15 protein-coding genes and 1 riboswitch are annotated in these 18,356 nt (G+C 71.2%); of the genes, 5 read left to right on the top strand and 10 right to left on the bottom strand.

Annotation, left to right across the window (positions count from 1 at the left end):
- Positions 1-164 precede the first annotated feature (164 nt).
- Positions 165-1,586, top strand: a complete 1,422-nt coding sequence (locus V5F49_RS15395) for a glutamate synthase subunit beta (protein WP_394117145.1) — start codon at positions 165-167, stop codon at positions 1,584-1,586.
- A gap of 354 nt (positions 1,587-1,940) precedes the next feature.
- Here the strand turns inward: V5F49_RS15395 and zapE are convergent, their stop codons facing one another.
- Entirely contained in the window at positions 1,941-3,128 is a 1,188-nt protein-coding gene (zapE, locus tag V5F49_RS15390) for a cell division protein ZapE (RefSeq protein WP_394117144.1), read from the bottom strand.
- A gap of 296 nt (positions 3,129-3,424) precedes the next feature.
- On the opposite strand from zapE, the gene V5F49_RS15385 reads away from it, so the two are divergent.
- Entirely contained in the window at positions 3,425-5,647 is a 2,223-nt protein-coding gene (locus V5F49_RS15385; protein ID WP_394117143.1) for an FUSC family protein, read from the top strand.
- Between the two features lie 49 nt (positions 5,648-5,696).
- Here V5F49_RS15385 and V5F49_RS15380 read toward each other — a convergent pair whose 3' ends face one another.
- Positions 5,697-6,824, bottom strand: a complete 1,128-nt coding sequence (locus V5F49_RS15380) for a 2'-deoxycytidine 5'-triphosphate deaminase (protein ID WP_394117142.1) — start codon at positions 6,822-6,824, stop codon at positions 5,697-5,699.
- A 70-nt stretch (positions 6,825-6,894) separates the two neighbouring features.
- A riboswitch (SAM riboswitch) is annotated at positions 6,895-6,975 on the top strand.
- Positions 6,976-7,057: 82 nt separating this feature from the next.
- Between V5F49_RS15380 and V5F49_RS15375 the strand changes: the two genes are divergently transcribed.
- The 3 genes from V5F49_RS15375 (at position 7,058) to V5F49_RS15365 (ending at position 10,300) form a co-directional block, all read left to right on the top strand.
- The gene (locus V5F49_RS15375) at positions 7,058-8,278 is read left to right on the top strand and encodes an O-succinylhomoserine sulfhydrylase (protein ID WP_394117141.1); all 1,221 of its coding nucleotides are present in this window, start codon (positions 7,058-7,060) and stop codon (positions 8,276-8,278) included.
- Positions 8,279-8,383: 105 nt separating this feature from the next.
- Entirely contained in the window at positions 8,384-8,776 is a 393-nt protein-coding gene (gene apaG, locus V5F49_RS15370) for a Co2+/Mg2+ efflux facilitator ApaG/CorD (RefSeq protein ID WP_394117140.1), read from the top strand.
- Between the two features lie 30 nt (positions 8,777-8,806).
- Positions 8,807-10,300 (top strand): TrkH family potassium uptake protein, encoded by a 1,494-nt coding sequence (locus V5F49_RS15365; RefSeq protein WP_394117139.1) that lies wholly within the window; start codon positions 8,807-8,809, stop codon positions 10,298-10,300.
- A 76-nt stretch (positions 10,301-10,376) separates the two neighbouring features.
- On the opposite strand, the gene V5F49_RS15360 is transcribed toward V5F49_RS15365, so the two are convergent.
- The 8 genes from V5F49_RS15360 to V5F49_RS15325 all read right to left on the bottom strand — a co-directional run bounded on the left by V5F49_RS15360 (position 10,377) and on the right by V5F49_RS15325 (position 18,354).
- Complete coding sequence (locus V5F49_RS15360) at positions 10,377-11,132, bottom strand: SDR family oxidoreductase (protein ID WP_394117138.1); 756 nt, start codon at positions 11,130-11,132, stop codon at positions 10,377-10,379.
- Positions 11,133-11,186: 54 nt separating this feature from the next.
- Entirely contained in the window at positions 11,187-12,311 is a 1,125-nt protein-coding gene (locus tag V5F49_RS15355; RefSeq protein WP_394117137.1) for an MFS transporter, read from the bottom strand.
- The gene (gene ccoS, locus V5F49_RS15350; RefSeq protein WP_394117136.1) at positions 12,308-12,514 is read right to left on the bottom strand and encodes a cbb3-type cytochrome oxidase assembly protein CcoS; all 207 of its coding nucleotides are present in this window, start codon (positions 12,512-12,514) and stop codon (positions 12,308-12,310) included. Before ccoS ends, V5F49_RS15355 begins: the two co-directional genes overlap by 4 nt.
- The gene (locus V5F49_RS15345; protein ID WP_394117135.1) at positions 12,511-14,739 is read right to left on the bottom strand and encodes a heavy metal translocating P-type ATPase; all 2,229 of its coding nucleotides are present in this window, start codon (positions 14,737-14,739) and stop codon (positions 12,511-12,513) included. Before V5F49_RS15345 ends, ccoS begins: the two co-directional genes overlap by 4 nt.
- Before the next feature lie 212 nt (positions 14,740-14,951).
- On the bottom strand, positions 14,952-15,455 hold the full coding sequence (locus V5F49_RS15340) for a FixH family protein (RefSeq protein ID WP_394117134.1): 504 nt from the start codon (positions 15,453-15,455) through the stop codon (positions 14,952-14,954).
- A 32-nt stretch (positions 15,456-15,487) separates the two neighbouring features.
- Positions 15,488-16,957 carry a cytochrome c oxidase accessory protein CcoG gene (gene ccoG / locus V5F49_RS15335; protein WP_394117133.1) on the bottom strand — a complete coding sequence of 490 codons (1,470 nt, stop codon included), beginning with the start codon at positions 16,955-16,957 and terminating at the stop codon, positions 15,488-15,490.
- Positions 16,958-17,303: 346 nt separating this feature from the next.
- Positions 17,304-18,188: a cytochrome-c oxidase, cbb3-type subunit III gene (gene ccoP, locus V5F49_RS15330; RefSeq protein ID WP_394117132.1), complete on the bottom strand. Its 885-nt coding sequence runs from the start codon at positions 18,186-18,188 to the stop codon at positions 17,304-17,306.
- A gap of 4 nt (positions 18,189-18,192) precedes the next feature.
- The gene (locus tag V5F49_RS15325) at positions 18,193-18,354 is read right to left on the bottom strand and encodes a CcoQ/FixQ family Cbb3-type cytochrome c oxidase assembly chaperone (protein ID WP_394117131.1); all 162 of its coding nucleotides are present in this window, start codon (positions 18,352-18,354) and stop codon (positions 18,193-18,195) included.
- Between the last annotated feature and the right edge of the window lie 2 nt (positions 18,355-18,356).

The following is an 18,356-nucleotide window of genomic DNA, read 5'->3' as shown; positions in this document are numbered from 1 at the left end:
CCGGCCCCAGCGGCCGGCGAGCGGGCTCGGCAAGCCCGTGCGGTAACGCGCGGAAAACCGAGTCCTCAAGCTGGAACAATTCTTGTAATGGAACTGCTGGTGCGGCACGCGGAGACATCCGGCGCGCGCGGCGGTTCCCTCAAGGTTCGCCAACGAGGTCATTTATGGGCAAGGTCACGGGTTTTCTGGAGATCGACCGGCGGGAGCAGAAGTACCAGCCCGCCTCGGACCGCATCCGCCATTTCCGCGAGTTCACGCTGCCGCTGCCTGACGCCGAGGTGACCAACCAGGCGGCGCGCTGCATGGATTGCGGCGTTCCGTTCTGCCACGGCCCCAACGGCTGCCCGGTCCACAACCAGATCCCGGACTGGAACGATCTCGTCTATCGCGAGGAATGGGAGGAGGCGGCCCGCAACCTCCACTCCACCAACAACTTCCCCGAGTTCACCGGCCGCATCTGCCCCGCCCCGTGCGAGGAAGCCTGCACGCTGAACCTCGAGGACATGCCCGTCACCATCAAGACGGTGGAGCAGGCCATCGCCGACAAGGCGTGGAAGAAGGGCTGGATCAAGCCCGAGCCCGCCGCCGTGAAGACCGGCAAGAAGGTGGCCGTCGTCGGCTCCGGCCCGGCCGGCCTTGCCGCCGCCCAGCAGCTGGCCCGCGCCGGCCACGACGTGCACGTCTATGAGCGGGAGCCCAAGGCCGGCGGCCTGCTGCGCTACGGCATCCCCGACTTCAAGATGGAGAAGCACCACATCGACCGTCGCGTGAAGCAGATGGAAGGTGAGGGGGTGACGTTCCACTACAACGAGAACATCGGCACCGCCCGTCCGCTGCAGGAGCTGCTGGACGGCCATGACGCGGTGCTGCTCGCCGGCGGCTCCGAGGCCCCGCGCGATCCGCAGCTGCCGGGCCAGGAGATGGAGGGCGTGCACTTCGCCATGCCCTATCTCGTGCAGTCCAACCGTCGCGAGGGCGACGAGCCGGTGAACGAGATCCCGATCCTCGCCGGCGGCAAGCACGTGGTGGTGGTGGGCGGCGGCGACACCGCCTCCGACTGCGTGGGCACCGCCTTCCGCCAGGGCGCGCTTTCCGTGACCCAGCTGGACATCCGCGCCGTCCCCCCCATGAAGGAGGACAAGCTGGCGGTGTGGCCCTACTGGCCGACCAAGTTCCGCACCTCGTCCTCCCAGGCCGAGGGCGCCGAGCGCGAGTTCGCCTGCGCCACCCTCGGCATCGAGGGCCGCAACGGCCGCGTCACCGGCGTGAAGTGCGCCCGCGTGGACCAGAAGCGCCAGCCCATCCCCGGCACCGAGTTCGTGCTGCGGGCCGACCTCGTGTTCCTCGCCATCGGCTTCGCGCATCCGCTCTATGCCGGGCTCATCGCCGAGTCGGGCGTGACGCTGGACAAGCGCGGCAACGTGCAGGCGGACGATCTCGCCTATGCCACGTCGGTCCCCAAGCTCTATGCGGCGGGCGACATGCGGCGCGGCCAGTCTCTCGTCGTGTGGGCCATCCGCGAGGGCCGGCAGGCCGCGCACGCCATCGACAAGGACCTGATGGGCGCCACCACCCTGCCCCGCTGACGCGCGGAGGCACATTGCTGATCGCCAATGGCCGGGCCGCAAGCCCGGCCATTTTGCGTTCACGCCCTGAGGTGGCTTTCCGGCCCTGACGCGGTCGGGGGAACTGCGGTGCGGGGCAACCTGCCGCGGCCCGCGCGCAGGGCGGAAGACGCTTCGCGCGGCGCATGGTTCGGGGGAGCCGGATCACCTGCGAACTTGCCGGCCAACTTGAGAGGGGGCGGCTGACTTGAGGCGCGCCCGCTCCCGCCGACGTGCGCGTCCGGAGGGGCCGCGGAAGAGCGCCACCCGCCGGCCAGCCCCCTGCCCCGCGCGCGCCGAGCCGTGACCGCCCGCGGGCCGTCGCGGCGCGCGCCCTCAGGTCTCGACCAGACCCGTCGTATCGCCGGAGGCGGCGGAATCGGGACGGCCGTGGGGCTTGGCGAGGTATTCGCTGGAGCGCATCTCGTGGATGCGCGAGATAGTGCGCGCGAACTCGAAGGCCTCGGCCCCGTCCGTGCCCACATAGAGCCCGTCCGGCTCGGCCGCGGCGGAGGCCACCAGCTTCACGTTGGCGTCGTAGAGCGTGTCGATCAGCGAGATGAAGCGCTTGGCCTCGTTGCGCTGGTCCTGGCCCATGATGGGGATGTGCTCCACCACGATGGTGTGGAACATGCGCGCCAGCCGCAGATAATCCGGATTGGGCCCCAGCGCCGCCTCGCACAGGTTGGCGAAGGAGAAGCGGGCCGCGCCGTTGGCCATGGCCGGAATGGCGAGCCGCCGGCCCTTCAGCATGACCTCGCCCGGCGCGCCGCCGCCCGGCCCGGCGAGCCGCCGCCACGCCGCCGCCACCGCCGCATCGGCCTCCGGCCCGAGCGGGGTGTGCCAGGTGCTCACCCCTTCCAGCTTCTCCATGCGGTAGTCGGTGCGCGAATCCAGCGTCATCACCCGCATGCGCTGCTCGATCATGTCGATGAACGGCAGGAACAGCGCGCGGTTGAGGCCGCCGGTGTACAGATCGCGCGGGGCGACGTTGGAGGTGGCCACCACCACCACGCCATCGGCGAACAGCTTCTCGAACAGCCGGCCGAGGATCATGGCGTCGGCGATGTCGGTGACGTGGAATTCGTCGAAGCACAGGATCTTGGCCTCGTCGGCCAGCGCCTGGGCCACCGGGGCGATGGGATCGGCCGCCTTGCGGGTGCCCTGCTTCTGCGCCTGCCGCTCGCGGAAGATGCGCTCGTGCACATCGCCCATGAACTCGTGGAAATGGGCGCGGCGCTTCCCGCGCGCCGGCAGCGCCTCGTAGAACAGGTCCATCAGCATGGTCTTGCCGCGGCCGACCTTGCCGTAGACGTACATGCCCTTCGGCACCTCCGGGGCGCGGCGCTGGAACAGCCAGCCCAGCGCGGAGGACTTCTGCGCCATGGCGCGCTGGCGCAGCTCCAGCTCCAGCCGGGCGAATTCCTGCACCACGGCGGCCTGCGCCTCGTCCTCGGAGATGTCTCCGGCCGCGCGCCGCGCCGCATAGAGTTCGCTCACGCGCGCCTGGGTTTCCGCCGTCATTCGCCCGTTCCCGTTCGCCGGCTGAGGATCCGCCGTCCCGCCCGCGCGGGAAGTCGCGCTGGCTATAGAGCAGATGCGGGCAAAGTTGAATGCACCGCCGCATCCGCCATGCTGCGACTGGACACGGCGGGCGACGTGTGAATTCCTCGCCCGGGCCGCACAGAGGGAACCGAGACGTTCGCCATGGGTCTTCGACCGAGCCGTCTTCGACCGAGCCGCCTGCGACCGGACACCCCGCCCGCGTCCGCGCGCCGCCGGCGCCGATTCGCCTGCGCCCCGCGCGGGCGCCTCGTCCCATGACGGGGCGGGCCCGGCCGCGCCCGCTGCTGTGGCGCGTGAAATCCTGGCTGGCCGAGCATGATCCCGGCCGCATCGACCAGGCGCGGGCGTTCCACCTGGGCGTCTCCTTCGTCATCGTCATCCTGGTGGGCTATGCCACCTCGTCCGCCTTCGGGCTGGGCATGGACATCACCTTCCCCATGATGGCCGGGTGCGCGGCGCTGGTGATGATCAGCTTCAATCCGGCCGCCAGTGTGCGGGCCGAGGCGCTCACCATGGCCCGCCTGTTCGGGCTCGGGGTGGCATTCCTGGTGGTGCTCGCGGCGGTGGGGCCCGGCCAGGGCCCCGCCAACGACACGGTGCAGAAGCTGCTGCTGATCCCGCTCGCCTTCATCGCGCTGGTGCTGCGGCGCTACGGCATGGACGGGCAGCGCATGGGGCTGGCGCTGATCGTGGTGGCCACGGTGGGCACCATTCTGAAGCCGACGCGGATGGAGGGCGCGCTGCTGCTGGCCGCCTTCTGCCAGGGGGCGCTGGTGGCCGCGGTGGTGCGCCTGTCGCCGTGGCGCCCCTCGGCGCTCGCCGCCTTCGTGGCCACCACGCTCGACATGCAATCGGCGGTGGCCTCCTATCTGCGCGAGCTGTCCGATGCGGTGCGCTCCGGCCGCCACTTTGCCGACGACGCCAACGAGGCGCTGGAGGATCTCAGGGCGCGGGTATGGAACGCCCTCGCCGCCGCCATCGCCGAGGACCCCGCCGCCCAGCCGGATTTCGAGCAGCTGCGGGTGCGCTTCTACCGGCTGCGGGTGGCAGTGCAGCTGCTCGCGGGCTGCGTGCCGGAAAAGGCGCCCAACACGCTGGACTGGCGCGGCCCCTTCGCCGCCGCCGCCGACCACATCGCTCGCCGATTGGAAGCGGTGGACGTGTCGGACGTGCATGCCGAGGAGCGGTTCGAGCGGGCGGTGGCGCAGCTGCGGCAGGTGGCCTTCTCCCCGGAACTGCCGCCGCAGGCCCGCTTCGCCCTGCTGCGGGCACTCACCGCCTTCGACCGGCTGTCGCTGGTGGTGACCGGCATCGCCGCGGCCGAGACCGCCCCCTTTCCCCCGCCGCACGAGGATGCGCCCCTGCCCGCGCCAGTCCCGCCGCGCGCCGTGCCGCTGCTGGTGACCGGGCCGGATGGACGACGCATGTTCTCGGCGCCGCTGCGGGTGGCGTGCCAGGGCGCCATCGCCACCGTCATCACCACCGTGCTCGATCTGGTGGTGCATCTCGATCACGCCTACTGGGCGACCATGACGGTCATGTTCGTCATCGGCAACAGCGTGGGCGAGACCTTCATGCGGGTGCGCTACCGCACGGTTGGCACGCTCATCGGCGTTGCGGTGGGCATCGGCTTCTTCCTGCTCCTGGGCGAGCACATCTGGCTGCTGGCGCTGTTCTGCATGGCAGCGCAGATGGTGGCGCTCGTCACCCAGAAGGACCGCTACGACGTGGCGTCCGCCGCCGTCGGCTTCTCCGTGGTGCTGGGCCTGCACATCATCTCCGGCCTCGGCACGCAGGGCATGGTGGCGCGGGTCTACGAGACCGCCATCGGTGCCGCCATCGCTCTGGCGGTGTCCTATGTGGTGCTGCCGGTCTACCTCACCGACCAGCTGCGGCCGGAGGTGCGCGCGCTGGTGCGGCGCGGCCGCACCGCCTTCGCCACCTGGTGGCCCCATGCCGGCACGCGCGAGAGCGTCTCCCCTCTCGCGCAGGACGTGCGGGCCATGGGCGCGCGCCTGCCGCAGCTGGGGGCCGAGCAGGTGTTCGGCCATTCCGCCGGCGACGCCGCCAACATGGTGTCCACGCTGGACGTGCTCATCACCTATCTCGCGCTCATGGAGGACGTGGCGCTGCGCCTCGCCGCCGCCGGCGCGCCGGAGGAGGTGGTGGCGGTGGTGGAGGCGGCGCGCTCGCGCACCCTCACCGGCTTCGAGGTGGTGCTGGGCGAGGCGGGTGCCGGCAGCGCCGATGCCGCCACCCCGGCGGTGGACGCCGCCGTCTCCACCGTGCTGGAGCTGGCGGACGATCCCGCGGTGAAGGAGGTGCTGCCGCTGGTGGCGGACTATCTCGCCTATTCGGATTCCATCCTGCGGCCGCTGCGCGAGCTCCACGCCGCGCTGCAGGACGACACGCCCTGGCGCAAGGAGGACATGATCGCCGCCGGCCGCGCGCCCGCAGCCTCCAAAGGCGCTGCCTAGCGAGGGCGCTCGCTTGCCCGGCCGGCCGCCGCCCGGAGCCTCGCGCCCCTCAGAGCGTCACCGGCCTGAAGTGCTTGGAGAGCTTCAGCCCCTGCCCCTGGTAGTGCGAGCGCATGTCGGCGCCGTAGAGCGTGCCCGGGCGCCCGGCCATGCGCTCGTAGACGAGCCGGCCCACCGTCTGGCCGTGCTCCAGGATGAAGGGCACCTCGCGCGAGCGCACCTCCAGCACCGCGCGGGCGCCGCGTCCGCCGGCGGCGGGATTGCCGAAGCCGGGATCGAAGAAGCCGGCGTAATGCACCCGGAACTCGCCCACCAGCGGATCGAACGGCACCATCTCCGCCGCATAGTCGGGCGGCACGTGCACCGCCTCGCGGGAGGCGAGGATGTAGAAGGCGTCGGGGTCGAGCACCAGGCTGGCGCTGCGGTTCGGGCGCACGTGGATCGGCTCCCAGAAGTCCGCCACGTCGAGCACGCCGGCCTCGTCCACGTCGATGACACCGGTGTGCTTCTTGGCGCGGAAGCCCTGCAGCCCGCCCAGCGCATCGCCGGCGAGATCCACCCCGAGCGCGATGCCGCCCGCGGCCACGTCCGGCTGGGCGGCGTCCACCAGGCATTCGGCCGCCTGCAGGTTCAGAAGCTCGAGGTCGGAGAGCCGGGCCACGCCGCGCCGGAAGCGGGCCTGGCTGAGCCGGGAGCCGGTGCGCACCAGGATGGGGAAGGTGCGGGGCGAGATCTCGAGGTAGAGCGGGCCGGTATAGCCGGCGGGGATGGTGTCGAACGCGCGCGCGCCGTCGGTGATGACGCGCACGAATACGTCGAGCCGGCCGGTGGAGCTCTTCGGATTGGCCGCCGCCGCGAGGTCCGCCGGCAGCTTGAACCGCTCGAACAGCTCCACGAGATAGACGCAGCCGGTCTCCAGCACCGCGCCGCGCGTCAGGTCGAAATCGTGCAGAGCGAGGTCGGCCAGCCGCTCCTTCACCGAGACGCCGGCCCCTGGCAGGAAGCTGGCGCGCACCCGCCACGCGGTGCGCCCGAGCCTCAGGTCGAGGCTCGCCGGCTGGATCTGGTCGTCATCGAGGGCGCGGCGGCAGGCGATGGCGCCGCTCGCCTTCAGCGCCGCGATGGCCTCTGCGGGCAGGATCCCGGGCCTCAGATGATCCGTGGCTCGCACCGTCATATCCGCTTTCCCGTCCCTTTTGTTCGCTTTACCGGACGAAACCCTTGACGCCAAGGCCCGGCCCGCGATTAACTGCGCGCGTGGAGAATTTGAGCCGGCCGGCTTGCAGCCACGTTAAACATCCTTGCTAAAAGGCCGGGGACCGACACGCAGGCCCACCGCCGCGCGCCACACGGCGTCCATCGCGGCAGAGCCACGGGCCCGATCCCCTCGGCCTCCCTTCGGAGTCCGTCATGTCCGTGGCGTCCAAGCCCCTTCCCCGTTTCACCCCGCGCGATCCCCTTACACTCCACCCGGAGACCCGCCTAGTCCATGGTGGAACGACGCGCTCGCCGTTCGGCGAAACGTCCGAGGCGCTCTTCCTCACCCAGGGCTTCGTCTACGACAACGCCGAATCGTGCGAGGCGCGGTTCAAGGGCGAGGATCCCGGCTTCGTCTATTCGCGCTACGGCAACCCCACCACCGCCATGTTCGAGGAGCGCATGGCGCTGCTCGAAGGCGCCGAGGCCGCCCGCGCCACCGCCTCCGGCATGGCGGCGGTGAATGCGGCGCTGCTGTGCCAGCTCTCCGCCGGCGACCATGTGGTGGCGGCCCGCGCGCTGTTCGGCTCCTGCCGCTGGATCATCGAGGAATTCCTGCCCCGCTTCGGCGTCGACACCACGCTGGTGGACGGCACCGACCTTGCCGCCTGGCGCGCCGCGGTGCGGCCCACCACCAGGATCTTCTTCCTGGAGAGCCCCACCAACCCGACGCTGGAGCTGATCGACATCGCCGCGGTGGCGGAGATCGCCCACGCCGCCGGCGCCCGGCTGGTGGTGGACAACGTGTTCGCCACCCCGCTGCTGCAGCACCCGTTCGAGCTCGGGGCGGACGTGGTGGTCTATTCCACCACCAAGCATGTGGACGGCCAGGGCCGCTGCCTCGGCGGCGTGATCCTGTCGTCGCAGCAGTTCGTCACCGACCACCTGCAGACCTTCCTGCGCCAGACCGGCCCCTCCATCTCGCCCTTCAACGCCTGGATCATGCTGAAGGGGCTGGAAACGCTGGCGCTGCGGGTGGAGCGCATGCAGGCGAGCGCCGGCAAGGTGGCCGATGCCCTCGCCGGCTTCACCACGGTGGAGAAGGTGATCTACCCCGGTCGCGACGACCATCCGCAGGCCGAGCTCGCCCGCCGGCAGATGAAGGGTGGCGGCACCCTCGTCACCTTCGTGGTGAAGGACGGCAAGGAAGGGGCGTTCCGCTTCGCCAACGCCCTCGGGCTTATCCGCATCTCCAACAATCTGGGGGATGCCAAGAGCCTGCTGACCCATCCCGCCACCACCACCCACCAGCGCTTCACCCCCGAGGCGCGGGCCGAGATGGGCATTTCCGACGGCCTGCTGCGGCTTTCCGTGGGCCTCGAGCACCCCGACGACCTCATCGCCGACCTGAAGGCCGCCGCCGAGGCGGTGTGACCAAGCACCCCGGTGCCGCCGGCGCCAGTTGCGCGCGGGCGGCAACGCGGGTTCACTACGCACGGCGGGGATTTTGCCCCCGCCTTGAGGGGAGCTAGAGCGGGTATGTACCGCGCCATCACTCGCAATATTCAGGTGACCGCGACGCCGCGTTACGTGGCCGAGCGGTCCGAGCCCGACCAGGGCCGTCATTTCTGGGCCTATACCATCGAGGTGGCCAATTTGGGCCGCGAGACCGTGCAGCTGAAGGCCCGCCACTGGGTCATCACCGATGCCAACGGCCGCACCGAGGAGGTGCACGGGGCCGGCGTGGTGGGCGAGGAGCCCACTTTGCCGCCCGGCGGCCGGTTCGAATATACAAGTGGCGTGCCGCTCAACACCGCCACGGGAATCATGCGCGGGGCGTATGAGATGCTCGGCGAGAACGGAGAGACCTTCACCGTGGAGGTGCCCGCCTTCTCGCTGGACGTGCCGGATGCGCGCCGCGTCCTGAACTGACGAGACGCCGGGGAACGGGGGGAAGACGCCATGCACGCGCGCATGCCCACGGTGGAGGCCGAGGCCGTATCGGTGCTCAGCCTGCGCCCGGTTGCGGCGACGCTGGGCATCGTGCTCTCCATCCTCGGCGTATCCATGCTGCTGCCGGCGATTGTGGATTTCGCCGCCCGCTCCGGCGGGCAGGGGGCGTTCGTCGGCGCCTCGGCCATCACCGTGTTCGTCGGCGTGCTGCTGTGGATGAGCGGGCGCAGCGCCGTGGTGCGCAAGCTCGACCTGCGGCAGGCCTTCCTGCTCACCACCTGCGTCTGGCTGGTGCTGTCCGTGTTCGGCGCCCTGCCCCTCATGTGGGGGCATTCGCGCCTCTCCTTCACCGCCGCCATGTTCGAGAGCATGTCCGGGCTCACCACCACGGGCGCGAGCGTGATGAGCGGGCTCGATGCCATGTCGCCGGGCGTGCTCCTGTGGCGGGCGCTGCTGCACTGGTTCGGCGGCATCGGCATCATCGCCATCGCCATCGCCGTGCTGCCGATGCTGTCCATCGGCGGCATGCAGCTGTTCCGCACCGAATCCTCCGACAAGTCGGAGAAGTTCCTGCCGCGGGCGGGCGCCATCGCCAAGCGGCTGCTGGTGGCCTACGTGGTGCTGACCGGCCTGTGCGCCGGCTTCTATCTCGGCGCGGGCATGAAGCCGTTCGATGCGGTGACGCTGGCCATGTCCACCCTCTCCAGCGGCGGCTTCGCCAATTCGGACAGCTCCCTCACCGTGTTCGCCAATCCGGCGGTGGACTATGTGGCCGTGGTGTTCATGCTGGTGGCCGCCCTGCCCTTTCCGCTCTATGTGCGGGCGCTGTCCGGCGACGTGCGGCGGCTGTTCACCAATCCCGAGGTGCGGCTGTTCCTCGCCATCGTCGCGGTGTTCACGCTCCTGTCGTTCGCCCAGTTGAGCCTGTCCGGCACCGCCTCGGGCGAGACGGCGCTGCGCTGGGCGCTGTTCACGGTGGCCTCGCTCATCTCCACCACCGGCTTCATGGCGGCCGACTACACCAACTGGGGCGCGAGCTCGGACGCCATCTTCTTCGTGCTGATGTTCCTCGGCGGCTGCACCGGCTCCACCTCGGGCGGCCTGAAGGCGCTGCGCCTCGCCATCACCGCCAAGGCCATCCGCCAGCACCTCAAGGCCATATCGTTCCGCAACGGCGTGTTCCCGCTGCGCTATGGCGGCGCGCCGGTGGCGGACGACGTGGTGACCTCGGTCCTCTCCTTCGTCTTCCTCTACCTGCTCACCTTCTTCCTGGTGGGCGTCGCGCTGAACCTCATCGGCCTCGACCTGCGCACGGCCTTCTCCGCCGCCATCGCCTGCCTCGCGAACGTGGGGCCCGGCCTCGGCCCGGTGGTGGGGCCGGCTTCCAACTACGGCTCGCTGCCGGACAGCGCCCTGTGGGTGCTCACCGCCGCCATGCTGCTGGGCCGGCTGGAGATCCTGACGGTGCTGGTGCTGTTCCTGCCGCGCTTCTGGGTGCGCTGACCGCGGGGCTTCTGGGCGCGCTGAACGCCGGCCTGCCTGCGCTCGGCCCGGACGGCCGAAGCGGCCTGCGCCTCCCTCAGAAGTGGGCCATGTAGCCACCGTCCACCGCCAGCACCTGCCCCGTCACGTAGGACGCCGCCGGCGAGGCGAGGAACACCGCCGCGCCCGCCACCTCCTCCGGCCGGCCCCAGCGGCCGAGCGACGTGCGCCGCGCCAGCCAGTCGCCCACCGCCTGATCGCGGGCCAGCTCGGCATTCGGCTCGGTGAGGAAATAGCCGGGTGCGATGGCGTTCACGGTGATGCCGTGCGGGCCGAGATCGGCCGCCAGCGCGCGGGTCAGCGCCTCCAGCCCGCCCTTGGCGGTGGTGTAGGCGGCATCCCCCGCCCGCGACAGCGGCCCGGCGATGGACGTGACATTGATGATGCGCCCGCCCGCCCTGCGCGCCACCATGCCCCGCGCCACCTCGCGGGAGATATGGGCGGGGGCGAGCAGGTCCAGCTCCACGAGGCGGCGGAAATCGGCAGCCGGCATGTCGAGGAAGGCGCGCCGGTCGCGGGCGCCGGCATTGTTCACCAGGATGTGGATGGGCGCGGCGGCGGCGATGGCGGCGGTGACGGCTTCTGCGTCGAACACGTCCAGCACGAACGGCTCGGCCTTGCCGCCGGCGTGATGGATGGCGGTGACCGCCGCGCCGAGCCGCCCGGCATCGCGGCCGTTGAGCAGCACGTGCGCGCCGGCGCGGGCCAGCTCCCGCGCGATCTCGAAGCCGAGGCCGGCCACCGAGCCGGTGACGAGGGCGGTCTGTCCGTCCAGCGAGAAGGGATGGGTCACGAAAGGCTCCGCGCGGCGTTGGGCTGCCGGCCCTCAATAGCCGCCCGCGGCGGATCAGGCGAGCAGGTAGCCCAGCAGCGCGCCGCAGACCGCGGCGAAGAACAGCCCGCCGTCATGCAGCGCCAGCGCCAGCCGGCTCGGCACGCCGGCCCGGTAGATCCAGGCCGTGGCCCCGACCGTCGCCACCGACCAGCCGGCACCCACGCAGATCAGCGCGGCGGTGATGGTCTCGGGCGTTCCCAGGCTCTGGAGCGGGATGCCCACCGCCACGAGCAGCGCGCCGCAGAGCGCCACGGCCATGGGCGGCACCCGGTCACCCACCAGCGCCAGCGGAATGGCGGGCGCATACATGGCGGCCACGTGGAGGGCGACGAAGCCGAACACAGCCGCTCCGCCGATGCCGCAGCCGACCAGCGCCAGCGGCGCGCCGGACATGACGGCATTCATGCCGAACCATGCGGCGCCGGCCACCACCGTCGGCCAGACGAGGGCGGACAGCGGCGCGGTGGCGCGCGGATGGAACTGGGTGGTCGGGTCGGCGGCGAGCGTCACCGCGACGCCGAGGGAGCAGGTATGCGCCAGCGCCGCGAGGCCGGCCGCGCCCACGAGGAAGTATGGCGCCGCGAGCTGCTCGGCAAAGCCGGCGAGGGTCGGCCCGGCGAAGGCGGCGAGGAGGCCGCCGGCCAGCACGCCGGCGGTGGCGGCCGCGGGCCGTCCGCTCGCGGCGGCGGCCTCGTGCCGGTAGAAGAAGGAGAAGCCCTGCGCCATGCCAAGCCACAGGGCGCCGAGGCAGGCCCAGGCGAACTGCCTCTGGATCAACGCCGCGATCAGCAGCGCGCCGCCGGCGATGCCGAGGGAGGCACCGAGGGCGAAGCCGGTGCGCCGGCCGAAGGCGTCGCGCAGGAAGGAGGCGGGGAAGGAGGCGAGCGCGGCCCCGAGCAGCATGGCCGCGAACGGCCAGGTCACCAGCTCCGGCCGCGGGGCGAGCATGGCTCCGGCCAGCGGCAGGGCGGCGGAGGCCACCGTCTGCGCCAGCACCGCGAAGGCAAATCCCAGCGTGAGGCCGAAGGTGGAGACGGCGCGCGGGCCGTTGTCATTGGCGGGCGCGTCGAGCTGCGGGTCGCAGACGCAGACGAGCATGCCCGCGCGGGGCTCGGGCGCGGGCGCGGCACGCCTCACGGCCGGGTCCCCCGGGCGGCGGCGTCAGGCGCGGCCTTGCCGGCCAGCTTGCCGGCATCGGGCAGGTCATCGTCGGACAGGATGCGGACGGCGGCGCCGTCCAGGTCGTCATACTGGCCGCTCTTGAGGCTCCAGAGGAAGGCGAACAGGCCGCTCAGGCCGAGCAGCAGCGCCAGCGGCAGAAGATAGACGAGCACGTTCACGCGGCCGCCTCCTCCAGCGCCCCGCCCAAGCCCTCCTGGGGGCGGGCATCGGTTTCCTCATCCTTGCGCCCGGGGCGGGCGGCGCGCAAGGCGTTGACGGTCACGATTATGGAAGAGCCGGACATGGCCAGCGCCGCCACAAGCGGCGTCACCAGCCCGGCGATGGCCAGCGGCACCGCGATGACGTTGTAGAGCACGGCGATGGCGAGGTTCTGCCGCATCAGCTTCGACGCGACCCGCGCGCCATCCACCGCGGCCAGCACGGGGGCGAGGCGGCGGCCGAGGAACACCGCGTCCGCATGGGCCTGCGTCACCGCCGCGCCGGAGGCGGGCGAGAGCGAGACCGAGGCGGCCGCCAGCGCCGGCGCGTCGTTGAGGCCGTCGCCCACCATCAGCACCCGGCGGCCCTGCGCCTTGAGCGCATCGAGCGCGGCGATCTTGTCGGCGGGCTTCAGGCCGGCATCGGCGGCCGCGATGCCCAGCGCCTCGGCCACCGGCGCCACCGCCGCCGCCCGGTCGCCGGAGAGGATCCGCACATCCAGCCCGCGGGCCTGGAGCGCGGCCACCACTTCGGCCGCGTCGGGCCTGAGTGCCTGTTCCACGCCCAGCACGAGCGTGCGCGCGCCGTGGCGGAACGCGATCAGCGAGGCCTCGGCGGGAATGCCCGCCGGCGCCACGGCATCGCAGAAGGAGAGGCTTCCGAGCCGGGCCAGCCGGCCGTCCACCATCGCCTCCACGCCCTGCCCGCTCACTTCCACCACGCCCTCGACGGCCGGGCCATCGGCGCGGGCCGCCACCACGCGCGCCAGTGGATGGCGGCTGGACAAAGCGAGACGGCCGGCAAGGCCGAGCAGGCCGGCATCCGTGCCGCGCGGCAGGCGCAGCGCCGGGTCCGGCAGCGTCAGCGTGCCGGTCTTGTCGAACACCACCGTGTCCACGGCGGCGAGGCGCTCCAGCATGTCGCCGGCATTGATGAGCAATCCGGCGCGGAACAGCCGCCCGGTGGCGGTGACCTGCACCGCCGGCACCGCGAGCGCCAGCGCGCAGGGGCAGGTGATGATCAGCACTGCCACCGCGATCATCACCGAGGCGTGCAGCCCGGCGCCGGCCAGCAGCCAGCCGATGGCGGAGACGAGCGCCGTGAGATGCACCATGGGGGCATAAAGACGCGCTACCCGGTCGGCAAGCCGCACATAGGCGCCCTTCTCGGCGAGCGCGCCGTCCAGCAGGCGCTGCACGTCGTCCACCAGCGTGTTCTCGCCGCCGGCGGTGACGCTGAGGTGAAGCGCGCCCTCCCCGTTCAGGCTGCCGGCATAGACCGCGGCGCCGGCCTTCACCGCGCGCGGCAGCGTCTCGCCGGTGACGAGGCTTTCATCGATGCTGGAGGCGCCGGAGGAGACGACACCGTCGGCCGCCACCCGCTCGCCGGGGGCGACGAGGATCATGTCGCCGGGCTGCAGCGCCTGCACCGGCACCAGCACCGGCACGCCATCGGCGCCGAGGCGGTGGGCCATCTCGCCGCGCAGGGCGGCGATGTTGCCGGCCGTCGCCCGGGTGCGGCGCCGGGCCTCGTGGTCGAGGTAGCGGCCGGCGAGCAGGAAGAACAGCAGCATGATCGCGCTGTCGAAATAGGCGTGCGGCTGGCTCAGAGCGGTTTCCACCACGCTCATGCCCAGCGCCAGCGTGACGCCGATCGTTATGGGCACGTCCATGTTGAGCCGGCCCGAGCGGATGGCCCGGAACGCGCTCTGGAAGAACGGCTGGCCGGCATAGGCTGCCGCCGGCAGCGCGATGAGCGCGGAGACCCAGTGGAAGAAATCGCGCGTCTCGGGGGTGATGTCCGTGACGTTGCCGGACCACACCGAAACCGAGAGCAGCATGATGTTCATGGCCGCGAAGCCGGCGACGCCGAGGCAGCGCAGCAGCCAGCGGGCGTGGCGCGCCTCGCTCTCCTCCGCCCGGCCGGCGAACGGATGGGCCCGGTATCCGAGCGCCTCGAGCTGGCTCACCACCCGGTCGGGGGAGGTCTCGTCGCGCCAGGCGACGGTGAGGCGGTGGGTGGAATAATTGAGGCGGGCGCGTACCACGCCGGGCAGCGCCTTCACGCCGTTCTCGATCTCGGCGATGCAGGCGGCGCAGTCGATGCCGTCGATGGCGAGGCTCATCTGCGCAAGGCCGTCCTCGGACCGCGCGACGAAAATGGAATAGTCGATCGCCTCAGCCATTGCTCCGTCCCCGGGGGCCTCGGGGTCCTGCCGCAGGAGGCGGCGGGAGGGTCATGACCCGAATGAGAGAAGAGTACGACAGGCCGACCGGTGCGACGAGCCGGCCGGCCTGATCGTACTCAAGGTGCGGATGGCCCTGGACGAGCGCCACCCGGCAGTCTCGATGCCGCCTCGGGTGTCCGGACGAAGCCGGCTGCCCGTTGGTAAGCGGCTTACGGAAGCTGCACCCGATTCTTGGACCGGAACAGCCGTTCGTCGCCTTGCGCAAAATCAATCACCAGATCCCACTGGCCGGGACCGGCCTGGGCCAGCGCGCGATAGCGCCCGTCGCCCAGCGGCTTGAGGTCGAGGTCGACGTCGCGCCGGGCGTCGGTGGGATGGGCGAGCCGCCCGTCCGGCACCAGCGCGGACAACGGGGCGCCGCTGGCGTCGAGCACCCGCACGGTGATGACGCGGGAGCCGGCGCCCGGCGACGCCATCTCCACGTTCACGGTCCAGTGCCGCGCCGCCTGCGCCTCGGCCGCGCGATGCTCGGCGGTGAAGGCGAGACCGGCCTTGTAGGAGCTCTCCGTCTCCACCCCCGCGAAGGTGGAGACGGCGTAGCGGGCCATGATGAGGTTCACCGCGATCACCACGCCGAAGAAGGCGAGGAGGATCAGCAGCACCGCGCGGCCGGTGAGCTCGCGCGGACGCCGCGGAATGGTGGCGTCGGCCATGGGCGCCTTCCCTGTGCTGTCGGTCCGCTGTGTCACGGGCCGATGAAGTGGTCTTTGACCGCCGCCGTCAAGCCCGATGCCTTGTCGCGGATGCGGAAGGTGATGGGCAGCGACGCCTGCGGGGCGAGCTTGTCGTGGGTCGTCACCAGCACGCGGATCTCGCGGGTCTGGTCGGGGCCGATGGTGAGACCGTCGGCATTGTCGCCGATCACCTCCATGCTGGCCCCCGGCACGCCGTCGATGGAGAGGATGAAGGTGCGCTCCTCCAGCTTCATGTTGGCGAGGCGGATGGTGTAGGCGTTGCGGATCGCGCCGTCCGACAGGCGCACGAACAGCGGGTTGCGGTCGTGGATGGCGGCGACGCCCTCGGTCGCGCGGCCGATGAGGGCCGTCAGCATCAGACCCGCGACCAGCGTGATGAGCGCCGCATAGAGGAGGGTGCGCGGGCGGATGATGCGCTGCACGAACGGCTTGCCGGCGAGGCGCGCCTCGAGGTTGGCCTCGCTCTCATAGGTGATCAGCTCGCGCGGGCGGCCGATCTTGTCCATCACCGTGTTGCAGGCGTCGATGCACAGGCCGCACTGGATGCACGGCAGCTGCAGGCCCTGGCGGATGTCGACGCCGGTGGGGCAGACCGCCACGCACTGGTTGCAGTCGATGCAGTCGCCCGCCGGCTCGCCCTTCTCGCGCAGCGCCGCCGCCTTCTTCACCGAGCCGCGCGGCTCGCCGCGATCGAAGCAGTAGGTGACGTTGAGGGCGTATTCGTCGGTCAGCGCCGCCTGGATGCGCGGCCAGGGGCACATGTAGGTGCACACCTGCTCGCGCATGTGGCCGGCCAGCGTGTAGGTGGTGAAGGTGAGGATGCCGATGGACCAGTAGGCCACCGCCGGCGCCTGGAACGTGGCGAGCTCCTTCACCAGCGTCGGCGCGTCGGCGAAGTAGAGCACCCAGGCGCCGCCGGTCCACCACGCCAGCAGCAGCCAGATGGAGTGCTTGAGCGTCTTGTGGGCGAACTTCTCCATGGACCACGGCGCGGCATCCGCGCGCATGCGCTCGCGCCGGTCGCCCTCGACGAGGCGCTCCACCGCCATGAACAGGTCGGTCCAGACCGTCTGCGGGCAGGTGTAGCCGCACCACACGCGCCCGGCCACCGCATTGGCCAGGAACAGGATCAGCGCTGCCATGATGAGCAGGCCGGCGACGTAGTAGAATTCCTGCGGCCAGATCTCGAGGAAGAAGAAATAGAACCGGCGGGCGGGAAAATCGATCAGCACGGCCTGATTCGGCGCGTCGGGACCGCGGTCCCACCGCACGAACGGCAGGAAGTAATAGATGCCGAGCGTCACCGCGAGGACGATCCACTTGATGGTGCGGTAGCGGCCGTGGACGCTCTGCGGATAGATCTGGCGCCGGGCCTCGTACAGGGGGATGTCCGCGTCGTCGGCCACGACCGCGACCTGCGCGGCGGGCTTCTGCTCGGGGTTCGTGGACAGGGCAGTCATGGGTCGTTCGCCGGTTTCAGGGCCGACCATGCCGGGTCGGCAATGCGGATGGGGGCCACGCCCCCTCGGGTGTCGATCGCCGCGCGAAGCCTTCGCGTCTCACGACCATCAACATTCATAGGTTAGAATGTTTATCAGGGCGCGCTGGCGAAAGGTCGCGCAGTCGTTTCGCCGCGCGACGTTTTGGCTCCCCCAGGATGGCACTCCGACGCAGCACACCCCGATGTGGCCCGTCCGAAGCTCCCGCGCCGGCCCCCGCCGGCGGCCCGCCCCGGCCACCATTGGCTCGGGAACGGGCAAACGCCCGGCGGCCGAAGGCGCGCCGGGCGTCGTTCAGGTCAGGCCGTCAGCGGCCGCCGCCGAGCGAATGCACGTAGACGGTCAGGGCCTTGATGGTGGTCGGGTCGAGGCGCGCGTGCCATGCCGGCATCACGTTGCCACGGCCGTTGACGATACCGTACTCGATGGTCGCCTTGTCGGAGCCATAGAGCCAGATGCCGTCGGTGAGGTTGGGGGCGCCCAGCTCCTGGTTGCCCTTGCCGTCCTCGCCATGGCAGGCGGCGCAGTTGGCGGCGAACACTTCCTTGCCCTTGGCGAAGTCCTTCCCCGGCTGCGCGATGCCCGACAGGGTGCGCACATAGTCCGCAACCGCCGAGATCTCGGGCTTCTGGAGAATGCCGTCGCGGCCGAACGCGGGCATGCTGCCGGTGTGGGCCTCGCCGTCGCCCGAACGGATGCCGTAGTTGATGGTCTGCTGGATCTGCTCCAGCGAGCCACCCCACAGCCAGTCGTCATCGTTCAGGTTCGGGAAGCCGGTGGTGCCGCCGCCGCCCGCGCCGTGGCACGGAGCGCAGTTGTCGGCGAAGGCCACGCGGCCCTGGGCCCGCGCCAGCGTCAGCAGCGCCGGCGTCTGCTCGATCTGCTCGAGCGAGGCGCTGGTGAGCTTGGCCGCGCTCTCGGCGCGCAGCGCCTTGAGGTCGGCGAGCTGGACCGCCACGGCCGAGCGCGAGTGCCAGCCGAGCAGGCCCGGCGTCGCCGAGCTGATGAGCGGCCAGGCCGGATACAGGAACCAGTAGATGACGGCCCAGACGATGGTGGCGTACCACACCCAGAGCCACCACCGCGGAAGCGGATTGTTCAGCTCTGAGATGCCGTCCCATTCGTGGCCGGTGGTGGAGACGCCGGTTGCGGAGTCCACCTTCCCATGGTGGGTGTCGTTGGTCGTGCTCACGGGATCAATCCTCTTTGAGCGGAATGTTCGCGGCGTCGTCGAAGGCCTTCTTCCGCTCTTTCGAGGGCCAGAAGGCGTAGGCGACCACCAGCAGGAAGCCCAGGACGAAGAGCACGAGGCCCCACGTCTGCGCGAAGGCGGCCAGCCCGAGATAGGTCTCGTGCATCG

The organism is Xanthobacter lutulentifluminis (assembly GCF_043194675.2).
Lineage (GTDB): Bacteria > Pseudomonadota > Alphaproteobacteria > Rhizobiales > Xanthobacteraceae > Xanthobacter.
The sequence above is the reverse complement of the archived record's forward strand: the minus strand, read 5'-3'. Positions and strand labels throughout refer to the sequence as shown.

Excerpts from the sequence above, each read along its gene's own strand:
- V5F49_RS15395 (WP_394117145.1), top strand. The coding sequence starts at position 165 with ATGGGCAAGGTCACGGGTTTTCTGGAGATCGACCGGCGGGAGCAGAAG.
- zapE (WP_394117144.1), bottom strand. The coding sequence starts at position 3,128 with ATGACGGCGGAAACCCAGGCGCGCGTGAGCGAACTCTATGCGGCGCGG.
- V5F49_RS15385 (WP_394117143.1), top strand. The coding sequence starts at position 3,425 with ATGACGGGGCGGGCCCGGCCGCGCCCGCTGCTGTGGCGCGTGAAATCC.
- V5F49_RS15380 (WP_394117142.1), bottom strand. The coding sequence starts at position 6,824 with ATGACGGTGCGAGCCACGGATCATCTGAGGCCCGGGATCCTGCCCGCA.
- V5F49_RS15375 (WP_394117141.1), top strand. The coding sequence starts at position 7,058 with ATGTCCGTGGCGTCCAAGCCCCTTCCCCGTTTCACCCCGCGCGATCCC.
- apaG (WP_394117140.1), top strand. The coding sequence starts at position 8,384 with ATGTACCGCGCCATCACTCGCAATATTCAGGTGACCGCGACGCCGCGT.
- V5F49_RS15365 (WP_394117139.1), top strand. The coding sequence starts at position 8,807 with ATGCACGCGCGCATGCCCACGGTGGAGGCCGAGGCCGTATCGGTGCTC.
- V5F49_RS15345 (WP_394117135.1), bottom strand. The coding sequence starts at position 14,739 with ATGGCTGAGGCGATCGACTATTCCATTTTCGTCGCGCGGTCCGAGGAC.
- V5F49_RS15340 (WP_394117134.1), bottom strand. The coding sequence starts at position 15,455 with ATGGCCGACGCCACCATTCCGCGGCGTCCGCGCGAGCTCACCGGCCGC.
- ccoG (WP_394117133.1), bottom strand. The coding sequence starts at position 16,957 with ATGACTGCCCTGTCCACGAACCCCGAGCAGAAGCCCGCCGCGCAGGTC.
- V5F49_RS15325 (WP_394117131.1), bottom strand. The coding sequence starts at position 18,354 with ATGCACGAGACCTATCTCGGGCTGGCCGCCTTCGCGCAGACGTGGGGC.